17 protein-coding genes are annotated in these 13,154 nt (G+C 74.3%); 4 read left to right on the top strand and 13 right to left on the bottom strand.

Annotation, left to right across the window (positions count from 1 at the left end):
* Window positions 1-83: 83 nt before the first annotated feature.
* The 8 genes from hisF to hisD all read right to left on the bottom strand — a co-directional run bounded on the left by hisF (window position 84) and on the right by hisD (window position 5,976).
* The gene (hisF, locus tag BS73_RS28960) at window positions 84-854 is read right to left on the bottom strand and encodes an imidazole glycerol phosphate synthase subunit HisF (protein ID WP_037577407.1); all 771 of its coding nucleotides are present in this window, start codon (window positions 852-854) and stop codon (window positions 84-86) included.
* Between the two features lie 39 nt (window positions 855-893).
* Window positions 894-1,325, bottom strand: coding sequence for a RidA family protein (locus tag BS73_RS28955; RefSeq protein WP_051941030.1), 432 nt, complete (start codon window positions 1,323-1,325; stop codon window positions 894-896).
* Window positions 1,322-2,044, bottom strand: coding sequence for a bifunctional 1-(5-phosphoribosyl)-5-((5-phosphoribosylamino)methylideneamino)imidazole-4-carboxamide isomerase/phosphoribosylanthranilate isomerase PriA (gene priA, locus BS73_RS28950; protein ID WP_037577401.1), 723 nt, complete (start codon window positions 2,042-2,044; stop codon window positions 1,322-1,324). The genes BS73_RS28955 and priA overlap by 4 nt, the downstream gene beginning before the upstream one ends.
* 77 nt (window positions 2,045-2,121) lie before the next feature.
* Window positions 2,122-2,754 (bottom strand): imidazole glycerol phosphate synthase subunit HisH, encoded by a 633-nt coding sequence (hisH, locus tag BS73_RS28945; protein WP_037577398.1) that lies wholly within the window; start codon window positions 2,752-2,754, stop codon window positions 2,122-2,124.
* Between the two features lie 30 nt (window positions 2,755-2,784).
* Window positions 2,785-2,943: a hypothetical protein gene (locus BS73_RS38940; protein WP_200886854.1), complete on the bottom strand. Its 159-nt coding sequence runs from the start codon at window positions 2,941-2,943 to the stop codon at window positions 2,785-2,787.
* The gene (hisB, locus tag BS73_RS28935; protein WP_037581589.1) at window positions 2,940-3,536 is read right to left on the bottom strand and encodes an imidazoleglycerol-phosphate dehydratase HisB; all 597 of its coding nucleotides are present in this window, start codon (window positions 3,534-3,536) and stop codon (window positions 2,940-2,942) included. The genes BS73_RS38940 and hisB overlap by 4 nt, the downstream gene beginning before the upstream one ends.
* Window positions 3,537-3,544: 8 nt before the next feature.
* Entirely contained in the window at window positions 3,545-4,672 is a 1,128-nt protein-coding gene (locus BS73_RS28930) for a histidinol-phosphate transaminase (protein ID WP_037577396.1), read from the bottom strand.
* Window positions 4,669-5,976, bottom strand: coding sequence for a histidinol dehydrogenase (hisD, locus tag BS73_RS28925; RefSeq protein ID WP_037581586.1), 1,308 nt, complete (start codon window positions 5,974-5,976; stop codon window positions 4,669-4,671). Before hisD ends, BS73_RS28930 begins: the two co-directional genes overlap by 4 nt.
* A gap of 230 nt (window positions 5,977-6,206) precedes the next feature.
* Here hisD and BS73_RS28920 point away from each other — a divergent pair, with 230 nt between their 5' ends.
* Together BS73_RS28920 and ybaK are read left to right on the top strand one after the other, a co-directional pair.
* The gene (locus BS73_RS28920) at window positions 6,207-6,974 is read left to right on the top strand and encodes an LON peptidase substrate-binding domain-containing protein (protein ID WP_037577393.1); all 768 of its coding nucleotides are present in this window, start codon (window positions 6,207-6,209) and stop codon (window positions 6,972-6,974) included.
* Window positions 6,975-7,058: 84 nt separating this feature from the next.
* Window positions 7,059-7,559 (top strand): Cys-tRNA(Pro) deacylase, encoded by a 501-nt coding sequence (gene ybaK / locus BS73_RS28915; protein ID WP_037577390.1) that lies wholly within the window; start codon window positions 7,059-7,061, stop codon window positions 7,557-7,559.
* On the opposite strand, the gene BS73_RS28910 is transcribed toward ybaK, so the two are convergent.
* Genes BS73_RS28910 through BS73_RS28895 form a run of 4 tightly spaced genes read right to left on the bottom strand, consistent with a single transcriptional unit; the run spans window position 7,519 to window position 10,239 of the window.
* Window positions 7,519-7,941 (bottom strand): DUF2218 domain-containing protein, encoded by a 423-nt coding sequence (locus tag BS73_RS28910; RefSeq protein ID WP_037577387.1) that lies wholly within the window; start codon window positions 7,939-7,941, stop codon window positions 7,519-7,521. The genes ybaK and BS73_RS28910 overlap by 41 nt on opposite strands.
* Before the next feature lie 37 nt (window positions 7,942-7,978).
* Window positions 7,979-8,644 carry a class I SAM-dependent methyltransferase gene (locus tag BS73_RS28905; RefSeq protein ID WP_235215573.1) on the bottom strand — a complete coding sequence of 222 codons (666 nt, stop codon included), beginning with the start codon at window positions 8,642-8,644 and terminating at the stop codon, window positions 7,979-7,981.
* A 33-nt stretch (window positions 8,645-8,677) separates the two neighbouring features.
* A complete protein-coding gene (locus BS73_RS28900) occupies window positions 8,678-9,421 on the bottom strand; it encodes an ABC transporter permease subunit (protein WP_051941028.1) in 744 nt (247 codons plus the stop codon).
* Window positions 9,418-10,239, bottom strand: coding sequence for an ABC transporter ATP-binding protein (locus BS73_RS28895; protein WP_084704426.1), 822 nt, complete (start codon window positions 10,237-10,239; stop codon window positions 9,418-9,420). The genes BS73_RS28900 and BS73_RS28895 overlap by 4 nt, the downstream gene beginning before the upstream one ends.
* 198 nt (window positions 10,240-10,437) lie before the next feature.
* Here BS73_RS28895 and BS73_RS28890 point away from each other — a divergent pair, with 198 nt between their 5' ends.
* On the top strand, window positions 10,438-11,715 hold the full coding sequence (locus tag BS73_RS28890) for a sensor histidine kinase (protein ID WP_051941025.1): 1,278 nt from the start codon (window positions 10,438-10,440) through the stop codon (window positions 11,713-11,715).
* Window positions 11,712-12,389: a response regulator transcription factor gene (locus BS73_RS28885; RefSeq protein WP_037577384.1), complete on the top strand. Its 678-nt coding sequence runs from the start codon at window positions 11,712-11,714 to the stop codon at window positions 12,387-12,389. Before BS73_RS28890 ends, BS73_RS28885 begins: the two co-directional genes overlap by 4 nt.
* On the opposite strand, the gene BS73_RS28880 is transcribed toward BS73_RS28885, so the two are convergent.
* Window positions 12,390-13,151, bottom strand: a complete 762-nt coding sequence (locus BS73_RS28880) for a GlsB/YeaQ/YmgE family stress response membrane protein (RefSeq protein WP_063837086.1) — start codon at window positions 13,149-13,151, stop codon at window positions 12,390-12,392.
* Between the last annotated feature and the right edge of the window lie 3 nt (window positions 13,152-13,154).

Below are 13,154 nucleotides of genomic sequence, written 5' to 3'. Positions count from 1 at the left end.
CGAGCGCGGCGCCGTAGACGCCTGGGCGCGCAGTTCCCCGCGCCCCTTACTTGCGCCTGCGGCGCTGCGCTCGGGGCGCCGCTTCAGCGGACGGGGTAGCCGGCGTCGGCGAGTTCCTTCTTGACCGCGCCGACGCGGAGGTCGCCGAAGTGGAAGACGCTGGCGGCCAGCACCGCGTCCGCACCGGCCTCGATGGCCGGCGGGAAGTCGGCCAGCCGGCCGGCGCCGCCGGAGGCGATCACCGGGATGTGCACCCGCTCGCGCACCGCGCGGATCATCTCGATGTCGTAGCCGTCCTTGGTGCCGTCCGCGTCCATCGAGTTGAGGAGGATCTCGCCGGCGCCCAGCTCGGCGGCCCTGACCGCCCATTCGACGGCGTCCAGGCCGGTACCGCGGCGACCGCCGTGGGTGGTGACCTCGTAGCCGGACGGGGTCTCCGTCCCCTCGGGGGCCCGGCGGGCGTCGACCGAGAGGACCAGCACCTGGTTGCCGAACCGCTCGGCGATCTCCCGGACCAGCTCGGGCCGGGCGATCGCCGCGGTGTTCACGCCGACCTTGTCCGCGCCGGCCCGCAGCAGCTTGTCCACGTCGTCCACGGAGCGCACTCCCCCGCCGACGGTGAGCGGGATGAAGACCTGCTCGGCGGTGCGCCGGACCACGTCGTAGGTGGTCTCCCGGTCGCCGGAAGAGGCGGTGATGTCCAGGAAGACCAGCTCGTCGGCGCCCTCGGCGTCGTACACCTTGGCCATCTCGACCGGGTCGCCGGCGTCCCGCAGGTTCTGGAAGTTGACGCCCTTGACGACGCGCCCGGCGTCGACGTCCAGGCACGGGATGACGCGTACGGCGAGGCTCATCTGCGTTGTGCTCCTGTTGTCACCAGTTGTCACCTGATGTCACTGACCGGGGGTCAGGCCGGGGTGGTAGGCGTCGACCTCCACCTCGACCACCATCCGGGAGTCGATCAGTCCGTTGACGACGACCATGGTGGCGGCCGGCCGGACGCCGTCGAAGAGTTCCTTGTGCGCCCGCCCGACGTCGTCGGCGTCGCGGGCGTGGGTGATGAACATCCGGGTGCGGACCACATGCCGGGGCTCCAGGCCCAGCTTGGCCAGGGCCTGGAAGGCCACCCCGAAGGCGGAGCGGGTCTGCTCGTACGGGTCGCCCTCGTGCTGCACCCGCCCGTCGTCCCACGCGGTGCAGCCGGAGACCAGGGCGAAGGGCCCGGCCACGACGGCCCGGGAGTAGCCGAACTCGTCCTCCCAGGGGGAGAAGCCGGCCACCCGCCGTCCCCGCGGTCCTTCGACTCCCGGTCGGGCATCCGTCATGAGACCGCCTCCAGTGCCTCGGTGAGGGTGAACGCCTGCGCGTACAAGGCCTTGCCCACGATGGAGCCCTCCACACCCTCCGGGACCAGGCCGTGCAGCGCACGCAGGTCGTCCAGGGAGGAGACGCCGCCGGAGGCCACCACCGGGCGGTCGGTGGCCGAGCACACCCGCCGGTAGAGGTCGAGGTTGGGGCCGGAGAGCATGCCGTCCTTGTCCACGTCGGTGACGACGTAGCGGGCGCAGCCCTCGCGGTCCAGCCGCGCCAGGGCCTCGAAGAGGTCGCCGCCCTCGCTGGTCCAGCCGCGCCCGCGGAGGGTGGTGCCGACCACGTCGAGGCCGACCGCGATCCGGTCGCCGTGCTCGGCGATGGCCTTGGCCACCCACTCCGGGGCCTCAAGGGCGGCGGTGCCGAGGTTGACCCGGGCGCAGCCGGTGGCCAGCGCGCGGTTCAGCGACTCGTCGTCGCGGATGCCGCCGGAGAGCTCGACCCTGACGTCGAGACGGCCGGTGACCTCCTTGAGCAGCTCGTAGTTGCTGCCGGTGCCGAAGGCCGCGTCCAGGTCGACCAGATGGACCCACTCGGCGCCCTGCGACTGCCAGTCCAGCGCGGCGGCCAGCGGGTCGCCGTACGAGGTCTCCGAGCCGGAGGCGCCCTTGACCAGGCGGACGGCCTGGCCGTCCCGGACGTCGACGGCGGGCAGCAGGATCAGCTTGCTCATGGGGGTGGGTTCTCCGGTGGTTCGACGGGGCGTCGGTGGACGGGACGTCGGTGGACGGGGCGTCGGTGGACGGGGCCTCAGAAGGTGTTCAGCCAGTTGCGGAGCAGCTCCGCTCCGGCGTCGCCGGACTTCTCCGGGTGGAACTGGGTCGCGGAGAGCGGCCCGTTCTCGACCGCGGAGACGAACGGGGTGCCGTGCTCGGTCCAGCTCACCAGCGGCGGCCTGAGGTGGGCGGCCGGCTCCAGCTCCCACTTCCGCACCCCGTAGGAGTGGACGAAGTAGAAGCGGGTGTCGGCGTCCAGGCCGGCGAAGAGCCTGCTCTCCTCCGGGGCCTGGACGGTGTTCCAGCCCATGTGCGGGACGACCGGCGCCTCCAGGTGCTCGACCGTGCCGGGCCACTCGTCGCAGCCCTCGGACTCCACCCCGTGCTCGACGCCGCGGGCGAAGAGGATCTGCATCCCGACGCAGATGCCGAGGACCGGGCGGCCGCCGGCCAGCCGGCGGCCGATCAGCCGGTCGCCCTTGACCGACCGCAGTCCGGCCATGCAGGCGGCGAACGCGCCCACGCCGGGGACCAGCAGCCCGTCGGCGTCCAGCCCGGCCTGGAAGTCGGAGGTCACCTCGGCCTCCGCGCCGACGCGCTCCAGCGCCCGCTGCGCGGAGCGCACGTTGCCCGAGCCGTAGTCGAGGACGACCACGCGCTTAGCCATGGTTGACGGCCTTTCAGAGGGTCGCTGCGGTCAGAGCCGCAGGATGCCGGAGATCAGGCAGAGGCCTGAGCCGATGGCCAGCAGGGCGATCAGGCCCTTGGACTGCTTCTGCTTGATGAAGGAGAAGACCCCGCCGGCGAGGAAGAGTCCGACGAAGATCAGCGCGATGGTGGCGGTGGACAGTTTCACAGGGCGCCCTTGGTGGAGGGGATGAGGCCTTCGGCGCGCGGGTCGCGTTCCGACGCGTACCGCAGCGCCCGGGCGAGCGCCTTGAACTGGCACTCGACGATGTGGTGGGCGTTGCGCCCGTACGGGACGTGGACGTGGAGGGCGATCTGCGCCTGCGCCACGAAGGACTCCAGGATGTGCCGGGTCATCGTGGTGTCGTAGGTCCCGATCATCGGGGCCATGTTCTCCGGCTCGGTGTGCACCAGGTACGGCCGGCCGGAGAGGTCGACGGTGACCTGGGCGAGCGACTCGTCCAGCGGGACGGTGCAGTCGCCGAAGCGGTAGATGCCCTTCTTGTCGCCGAGCGCCTGCCGGAAGGCGGCGCCGAGGGCGAGGGCGGTGTCCTCGATGGTGTGGTGGGTGTCGATGTGGAGGTCGCCGTCGGTCTTCACGGTGAGGTCGAAGAGCCCGTGCCGGCCGAGCTGGTCGAGCATGTGGTCGTAGAAGCCGACGCCGGTGTGGACGTTGACCTGGCCGGTGCCGTCGAGGTCGATCTCGACCGAGACCGAGGTCTCCTTGGTGGTGCGCTCCACCTTGCCCACTCGGTTAAGCATGGTGCGGGTCAACTCACTGCTCCTTCGGGCTCCTTGAGGACGCTGCGGAGGGCGTCCAGGAAGGCGTCGTTCTCCTCGGGGGTCCCGGTGCTGACCCGCAGCCTGCCGGCCACACCGAGGTTGCGGACCAGCACCCCGCGGTCCAGCAGCGCCTGCCAGGCGGCCTGCGCGTCGGCGAAGACGCCGAACTGGACGAAGTTGGCGTCCGACTCGGTGACGGCAAGGCCGAGCGAGCGCAGCTCCGCGACCACCCGGTCGCGCTCGCCCTTCAGCTGCTCGACGTAGCCGAGCAGGGTGTCGGTGAACTCCAGGGCGGCCAGCGCGGTCGCCTGGTTCACCGAGGAGAGGTGGTACGGCAGCCGGACCAGCTGCACCGCGTCCACCACCGCCGGGTCGGCGGCCAGATAGCCGAGGCGCAGGCCGGCCGCGCCGAAGGCCTTGGACATGGTGCGGGTGACCACCAGATGCGGCCGGCCCTCGATCAGCGGCACCAGCGAGCGGTGGTGGGAGAACTCCCCGTAGGCCTCGTCGACGATCACCATGGTCGGCTTGACCGCCTGAGCGGCGTCGTGCAGCGCGAGGACGGTCTCCGGGTCGAGGGCCGTCCCGGTGGGGTTGTTCGGCGAGCAGAGGAAGAGGACGTCGGGCCGCTCGGTCTCGATCGAGCGGCGGGCCTCGTCCAGGTCGATGGTGAAGTCGTCCCGGCGCGGCCCCGGCAGCCAGCGGGTGCCGGTGCCGCGCGAGATGAGGTCGTGCATCTGGTAGGTGGGGGCGTAGCCCATGGCCGAGCGGCCAGGACCGCCGAAGGTCTGCAGCAGCTGCTGGATGACCTCGTTGGAGCCGTTGGCCGCCCAGACGTTCTCCAGCCGGACCGGGAAGTCCGTGGTCCGGGTCAGGTACGCGGCCAGCGCGGTGCGCAGCTCGACGGCGTCCCGGTCCGGGTAGCGGTTGAGCTCGCGGGCCGCCTCGGCGACCCGCTCGGCGATCCGCGCCACCAGCGGCTCGGGCAGCGGGTACGGGTTCTCGTTGGTGTTCAGCCGGACGGGGACGTCCAACTGCGGGGCGCCGTAAGGGGACTTGCCGCGCAGCTCGTCCCGGATCGGCAGGTCGTCGATCGTCGTGGTCCTGTCGGTCACTGTCCGGGAACCTCCCATTCGAAGCGGGCGCGGATGGCGTCCCCGTGCCCGGGGAGGTCCTCGGCGTTGGCCAGGTTGACGACATGCCCGGCCACCTCGGCCAGCGCCTCGCGGGAGTAGTCCACCACGTGGATCCCGCGGAGGAAGGACTGCACGGACAGGCCGGAGGAGTGGCAGGCGCAACCGCCGGTCGGCAGCACGTGGTTGGAGCCGGCCGCGTAGTCGCCCAGCGAGACCGGGGCCCAGGCGCCGATGAAGATCGCGCCGGCGTTCCGCACCCGGGCGGCGACCGCGTGGGCGTCGGCGGTCTGGATCTCCAGGTGCTCGGCGGCGTAGGCGTCCACCACCTTCAGGCCCTGGTCGATGTCGTCGACCAGGACGATGCCGGACTGCCGGCCGTCCAGCGCGGTGGCGATCCGCTCGCTGTGCTTGGTCGCCCGGACCTGCGGCTCCAGCTCCTTCTCCACCGCGTCGGCGAGTGCGAGGGAGTCGGTGACCAGGACGGCGGCGGCCAGCGGGTCGTGCTCGGCCTGGCTGATCATGTCCGCCGCGACATGGCGGGGGTCGGCGGTGGAGTCCGCCAGGATGGCGATCTCGGTCGGGCCGGCCTCGGCGTCGATCCCGATCCGCCCCTTGAGCAGCCGCTTGGCCGCGGCCACCCAGATGTTGCCGGGTCCGGTGACCAGGTTGACCGGACGGCACTCCTCGGTGCCGTAGGCGAACATGGCCACCGCCTGGGCCCCGCCGACCGCGTACACCTCGTCCACGCCCAGGAGGGCGCAGGCGGCGAGGATCGTCGGGTGCGGCAGACCGTCGAAGTCCGGCTGCGGGGGCGAGGTGACGGCGAGGGACTCGACGCCGGCCTCCTGGGCCGGGACCACGTTCATCACCACGGAGGACGGGTAGACCGCGCGCCCGCCGGGGACGTAGAGGCCGACCCGCTCGACCGGGACCCAGCGCTCGGTCACCGTGCCGCCCGGCACCACCTGGGTGGTGTGGTCGGTGCGGCGCTGCTCGCGGTGGACCTTGCGGGCGCGCTCGATGGAGACCTCCAGCGCCGCCCGGACCTTCGGGTCCAGCTCGGCCAGGGCCTTGTGCAGCTCCTCGACCGGGACCCGGGTCGTGGTGAGTCTCACACCGTCGAAGCGCTCGGTGATCTCGATCAGCGCCTCGACCCCGCGATGGTGCACGTCCTCGCAGATCGGGCGCACCTTCTCCAGGGCGGCCTCGACGTCGAGCTCGGCACGGGGCAGCAGGGCGCGCGGGTCGTCGGTGGAGCCGCGCAGGTCGATTCGGGAGATCACCCTGCCAGTGTAGAGAAGGCGCGGGCGCCGTTTGACGCCCGCCCACCAGGCGGACACGTTCGGTCGCCCGCCGCTGGCCCTCCGTGTCGGGCGCTGCCAGGGTGGTGCGCGAGCCCGTACCGGGGAGCTGCCGCGAGCGTCCCCCGGTACGGGCAGTCGTGTTCCGTCCGGCGGACCCCTCTGCGCAACCTGCGGGACCAGCGGGGACCGGGCGCCGTACGCTTGCGGCCGTGACCGAACGGCTGCCGCTCTTCCCCCTCGGCTCGGTGCTCTTCCCGGGCCTGCTGCTCCCGCTGCACGTCTTCGAGGAGCGCTATCGGCGTCTGGTCGCCGACCTGGAGGCCGGACCCGAGCCCCACAGGTTCGGCGTGGTGGCGATCAGGGACGGGCGCGAGGTCGCCCCCACCGGCCCCGGCGTACCCGACGGCTCCTCCTCCGGACCGATGGCCGGCTTCGGGCAGGATCCGGCGCAGGCCTTCCACACCGTCGGCTGCGTGGCCGAGGTGGCGACCGTCCGCCCGCAGCCGGACGGCGGCTACGAGCTGCTGGCCAGCGGGACCACCCGGTTCCGGGTGCTGTCGATCGACACCACCGGCGACTACCTGGTGGCCGAGACGGAGCCGATCCCGGAGGATCCGGAGGTCCGGGAGGAGGGCAAGCCCTGGGAGGAGCCGGCGGACGGCTCCGGTGTGCCGCAGGCGCTGGTCGGCGCGGTGCTGCGGGCCTTCCGGGAGTACCAGAAGCGGCTGGCCGGGGCGCGGGAGGCGAGCCTCGCCGAGTCCCAGGAGCTGCCGGACGACCCGACCGTCCTCTCCTATCTGGTGGCGGCGGCCTCGGTGCTGGAGGTGCCGGTGAAGCAGCGGCTGCTGGCGGCGGCGGGGAGCGCCGAGCGGCTGTCGCAGGAGCTGGAGCTGCTCCGCAGGGAGACGGCGGTACTGGGCTGGCTGCCCTCGCTGCCCGCGGTCGACCTCACCAGGCGGGCATTCAGCCCGAACTGACGGGCGACCGGCCCGAACCCACGGGCGATCAGCCCGAACCGACGGGCGGGCCGCCGGCCCGACGAAGGACGAACGACAGAGGCGATGGCGAAGAAGACGAAGAACAGAGGCGGCGGCCAGGGCACCCCGGCGACCGTCGCGCTGGCCGCGGCCGGGGTGGAGTTCCAGGTCCACCCGTACGAGCAAGATCCGGCCGCCCCCTCCTACGGCGAGGAGGCCGCGCGGGCGCTCGGGGTGGCCGCAGAGCGGGTGTTCAAGACCCTGGTCGCGGAGGTCGACGGGGAGCTGGTGGTCGGGGTGGTCCCGGTCAGCGGCTCGCTGGACCTGAAGGCGCTGGCCGCCGCGGTCGGCGGCAAGCGGGCGGCGATGGCCGACCCGGCCGCCGCGGAGCGCAGCAGCGGCTACGTCCGCGGCGGGATCTCACCGCTGGGCCAGCGGCGCCCGCTGCGGACCGTGGTGGACGCGTCCGCGCTGGCAGCGGAGACCGTCTTCGTCTCCGGCGGCCGCCGCGGCCTCGACGTCGAACTCGCCCCCACCGACCTGGTCAAGCTGACGTCGGCGACGACGGCACCGATCGCCAGGTGACGGCCAGGCCGGCACGGCGGCCGATCCGCTCCAGACGGGCGGCCAGCGCGTCGGTGATCCGGGCCAGCTGCGAGGCGTCCCCGGCGTCCACGGTGAGCAGCAGGAGATCGGGCTCGGCGCGCAGCCGGCAGCGGCCGGAGTCGAACTCGATCAGGCCCTCGGGCGTGTCGTCCGCCCCGGCGGCCGGGGACTCGGCCCGCAGGACCTTCGGCATGGCGGCGCCGCGAAGCCGGCCCGGCGTGCGATGGGCCTCGCCGGAGGCGTGGCCGAGCAGCGCGCCGAGGTGGCCGCTCGGGTGGCCCATCCGGCCCGCGTGCTCGCAGAGTTGGCGCAGATAGCGGTCGGCCCTGGTGGTCGCCACCCGGGCCTGGGCGCTCGGCATGAGGGGTTCCTCTCAGCAGTGGGCTCTCGTTCCGGGATCACAGCCGGGTGGCCTGGACGAGCCAGGCGCTGACGGCGCCCGGGTCGATGGTGACGTCGATGGTGGACGGCTCCAGGGAGTCCAGGCGCCAGCCCGCCTCCGCGGAGAAGGCCTCCTCCAGCTCGGCGCGGGCGAACTTGTGCGGGCGGCCGAAATCACCGGGCTGGCGGTCGCTGAAGGCGAGGATCAGGCAGCGGGCCCCGGCGGGCATCAGGGTGCGCAGACCGGACAGGTAGACCGCGCGGTCGGCGGCGGAGAAGGTGTGCAGCAGGCCGCAGTCGAGGACGGTGTCGAAGTACTCCCCCGACCCGGCCAACTCGCCCTTCTCGGCGAGGCGCAGGGCGTCCTGGCGGAGGAAGCGGGCGTCCAGGCCGCGTTCCCCGGCCTTGCGGCGGGCGGTCTCCAGGGCGTTGCCGGCCAGGTCGAATCCGGTCGCCGGGTGGCCGAGGGCGGCCGCCATCAGGGCGTGCTCCCCGGTGCCGCAGCCGGCGTCCAGCACCCGGCCGCGCAGGGCGCCGCCCTCGGCAAGCGCCAGGAAGGCCGGCTGCGGGCGGCCGATGTCCCAGGGCGGCGGGGCGGCGGCGTAGAGGTCGTCGGGCCGCTGCCCGGGCGGGTGGCCCATGGGCTGCGACTCCTGGTGGTCCGTCTGGTCCGTCTGGTCCATCTCGGGCTTCCTCTCTCGGCTTCCGGGCCGGTGTCAGCTGACGTCGCGCCGGACGGAGACGGCGATCGCTGCCGCCGCGAACAACAGCGTGTACCCGGCGAGCACCACCCCGCCGCCCCAACGCGGAAGCAGCTGGGTGCCGGCCGCCAGCGCCTTGGCACCGGCGCCGAGCGCCCGGCCCGCGTTGAACGGCAGCCAGCGGGCGAGGCCGCCGACGAGCTGCCCGACGATGCCCTCGACCAGTGCGATCCAGGCGAGGGCGACGGCGATCGCCCCGACCAGGCTGCGGATCAGCGCGCCGACGCCCACCCCGATGGCGGCGAAGGCCGCGTTCTCGGCGATCCCGCCGCCCACGGTGGTCCACATCCCGGAGTCGCCCCAGGCGAAGGAGGCCCCCTTGTCGGCCCACCAGGCGGCCGCCACGGCCACCCCGACCAGGCCGGAGAGCACCCCCGAGAGGGCTCCGAGCACCGCGCACAGGGCGATCTTGGCGGTGACCACCCGGCCGCGGGCGGGGGTGCTCAGACAGGTGTCGGTGATCGTCCGGTGCCGGTACTCGCCGGCCACCGCCAGGATGCCGAAGAGCAGCATGAAGAGCGCGGCCAGACCGACATGGGCCAGGGCGCCGCTCTGCTCGGCCGGGCCGAGCGGCTTCTTGTCCGACATCACCAGCCCGCTGATCCCGGCGACCACCAGCAGCGGGGCGGCGGAGACCAGCAGCCAGGGGCTGCGCACGGTGCGCAGCTTCAGCAGCTCGATGCGGATCAGTACGTTCATCGGAGCAGGTCCTCGGAGTCGGCGGGTCGGGGGGTACGGGCGCTCGCGGCGGGGTCCGCGGGGTCGGCGAGGTCGGCGGGGTCGCCGGCCCGGCCGGGGCCACCGGTCAGGCGGAGGAAGGCGGCCTCCAGGGACTCGCCCCCGCCCGCGGTGAGTTCGGCCAGCGGGCCCTGGTGGCGCAGCGTACCGCCGGCGACGATGACCACCCGGTCCACTGTCTGCGCCACCTCGCTGAGCACATGGCTGGACATCAGCACCGTGCGGCCCTCGGCCGCCAGCCCGCGCAGCAGTTCGCGCAGCTCGGCCATGCCGGCCGGGTCCAGCCCGTTGGCCGGCTCGTCCAGCACCAGCACCGCCGGGTCGCCGAGCAGCGCCGAGGCCAGGCCGAGGCGCTGGCGCATGCCGAGCGAGTAGCCGCCGACCCGGCGGTCGCCGGCGTCCGAGAGGCCGACCCGCTCCAGCACCTCGTCCACCCGGGCCGGCGGGACGCCCCCGGCCCGGGCCAGGATCCGCAGATGGTCCCGGCCGCGGCGGCCCGGGTGGAAGCCGGTCGCCTCGAGTACCGCCCCCACCTCCCGCCTGGACTCCGGGAGTTCGGCGTACCGGCGGGAGCCGATCAGGGCGCTGCCGGCGGTCGGGCGGACCAGGCCGAGGAGCATCCGCAGGGTGGTGGTCTTGCCGGCCCCGTTCGGGCCGAGGAATCCGGTCACCAGTCCGGGCTCGGCCCGGAAGGACAACCGGTCGACGGCGGTCACCGCGCCGTAGCGCTTGGTGAGTCCGTCCACGGTGATGCCGCCGCTCGCGGTCGTGGCGGTCATGGGCTCCCCTCCTGAAGAGCGGTGTCGCTGAGTGCGCTGCCACCCTCGCCGCCGGGCCCGCCCGGTGTCGTCGCCCGGCCACGGCAATCCCGCGTACCGCGGGGGCGGTGGGACGGCGGCGGCATACCGCGAACGCGGTAGTCGAGGCTGCTGCCCAAGGCGGACGGCGGGCGCCCGGGGCCCGCTTATCGTGAATCCATGAACCCGATCGCCCACCTCCGCGGAGCCGTGCGCCGGCACGCGCATCTGGCGGACGCGGCGATCGCCGCCGCGGTCCTGGCCGCCACGGCGATCACCGCCTTCGGCGGGCACGGGCACACGCTGCCGAAGGCCGGCGGCGGCTCCGCGGCGATCGCCGCGGCGCTGCTCGGCTGCGGCGCACTGGCCGTACGGCGGCGGTGGCCGCTGCCGGTGCTGGTGGCCAGCGGGGCGGCCGCGGAGCTCTTCCTGGCCGCGGTCGGCGGCAGTCGCGGGGTGCTGGTCCTGCTGGCCCCGCTGATCGCCCTCTACACCGTCGCCGACCAGGTCGAGCGGCGGCGCGGGCTGCTGGTGGGCGGGGGCGCGGTGCTGCTGCTCGCGCTGGCGCACGCGGTCCACCGCCCGGCCATGCTCGGGCCGGAGAACCTGGCGTTCATCGCACTCGGCGGGCTGGCGATCGCCGCCGGCGACTCCTCCCGCAACCGCCGCGCCTACCTCGCCGAGGTCGAGCGGCGGGCCGAGCGGGCCGAGTCGGAGCGCGAGGAGGACGCCCGGCGCCGGGTGGCCGAGGAGCGCCTGCGGATCGCCCGCGACCTCCACGACTGCGTGGGCCACCAGCTGGCCCTGATCAGCGTGCAGGCAAACGTCGCCGGACAGGCGGTGGACAGTGCCGGACAGGCGGTGGAAGGTGCCGGACGGGCGGTGGGTGCCGGCCACCTGGCGGCGGCCGAGGAGGCGCTGGCCCACGTCAAGTCCGCCACCCGCAGGGCGATGGGCGAACTCCGGGACACCGTCGGGCTGCTGAGGCAGCCGGGCGACCCGGTCGCGCCGACCGCGACCCCGGCCTCCGGCCTGGACGGCCTGCCGGACCTGCTGGCCTCGCTGCGCGCGTCCGGCCTCAAGGTGGAGCAGCGGGTGGACGGGGAGCCGGCGGCGCTGGCGCCGGCCGCCGACCTCACGGCGTACCGGGTGGTCCAGGAGTCGCTGACCAACGTCCGCAAGCACTCCCGGCAGCGGCGGGCCCGGCTCTCCCTCGGGTATGCGGGGCAGCGGCTGCGGATCACCGTCGAGGACCTCGGGGACGGCGTGGCGGGTGCCGTCCGGGAGGGCCGCGAGGAGGCCGGCGGGGGGCACGGGATCGTGGGGATGCGGGAGCGGGTCCTCGCCATCGGCGGCGCCTTCGACGCCGGCCCCCGCCCCGACGGCACCTTCCGGGTCACCGCCGACCTGCCCTGCCAGCCCCTTCGTCTCCCCCTCGCCCCGGAGCGCCTGCCATGACCATCCGCGTGGTGATCGCCGACGACCAGCCGCTGGTGCGCACCGGTTTCAAGGCCCTGATCCAGGCCGCGCCCGATCTGGAGGTGGTGGGCGAGGCCGGCGACGGGCGGGAGGCGGTCCGGCTGGCCAGGTCCGCGCGGGCCGACCTGGTGCTGATGGACATCCGGATGCCGGTCCTGGACGGGCTGGCCGCGACCCGCCTGATCACCGGGGACGAGGACCTGGCCGGGGTGCGGGTCCTCATCCTGACCACCTTCGAGATCGACGAGTACGTCTTCGAGGCGCTGCGGGCGGGGGCGAGCGGCTTCCTCGGGAAGACCGCCGACGCGGAGGAGCTGCTGGCCGCGGTCCGCACGGTCAGCCGGGGCGACGCGCTGCTCTCGCCGGTCGCCACCCGCACGCTGATCAGCCGCTTCCTGGCCGCGCCGGAGGCGCCGCGGCCGATGGACGAGGCGGCGCGGCGGGGCCTGGAGTCGCTCACCGAGCGGGAGCGGGAGATCACCGCACTGGTCGCGACCGGCTTGTCGAACGACGAGATCGCAACGCGGCTGGTGCTGAGCCCGGCGACGGTCAAGACGCATGCGAACCGGGCGATGCTGAAGGTCGGCGCGCACGACCGGGCGCAGCTGGTGGTCTTCGCCCACCGGTGCGGGCTCAGCGCGTTCGAAAGCTGATCACTCGGGTCGGCGGGGCTGCTCGGGCTCCTGGGTCTGCTGGGGCTCCTGGGCCTGCTGGGCCTGCTCGGCCTGCTCGGGCGCCTGGGGCCGGGGCTGGGCCTGGGACTGCTGCGCGGCCGTCCAGTCGGGCTGCGGTGCGGCGTCCGGCTCGCGCGGGGTGAAGGCGAGGGTCGCCAGCAGGACCGCGAGGCAGGCCACGAAGGGCCAGGTGAGCAGCGCCGCCTTGGCGTTGAGCGCGAGCGGCGCGTCGAAGACGTGGCCGACCGGGACCGACTTGGCGTGCGCCACGATGTTCTGCTCGGGGCCGAGCGCCACGCCGAGCCGCCAGGCCACGATCCCGCCGACCAGGCCGCCGATCACCAGGGCCACCGGCACCGCGGCGCCGCCGTCCCGCCGGCGGGTCAGCCAGTAGGCGAGGGCGCCGGTCAGCAGGCCGGCGATGGCGCCGAGGACGGCGAACCAGCCGTCGGTGGCGGCCGACTCCTCGCCCTCCGGGAACTTCAGATAGACGGCGGAGGTGTCGGCGTAGAGGGCCACCCGGGGGGCGATGGCGCACCAGACGGCGCCGAGGGCGAGGCCGAGCAGGGCGCAGCCGAGGACGATCGCGGCGGCGAGGCGGAGGTCCGGGAGGAGCGCCCGGAGGTCGCGGCGGCGGGGGCTCGCGGTCGCGGCGGGGGGTTCCTGCGCGGGCGGCGTGGGCGCCTGGGGCTGCGACTCTTCTTCGGCGTTCGCGGGGCGGGGGTCCGGTGCGCTGCTCACCGG

This window comes from Phaeacidiphilus oryzae TH49 (genome assembly GCF_000744815.1).
GTDB lineage: Bacteria > Actinomycetota > Actinomycetes > Streptomycetales > Streptomycetaceae > Phaeacidiphilus > Phaeacidiphilus oryzae.
This window is presented reverse-complemented; position numbering and strand designations above follow the sequence as displayed.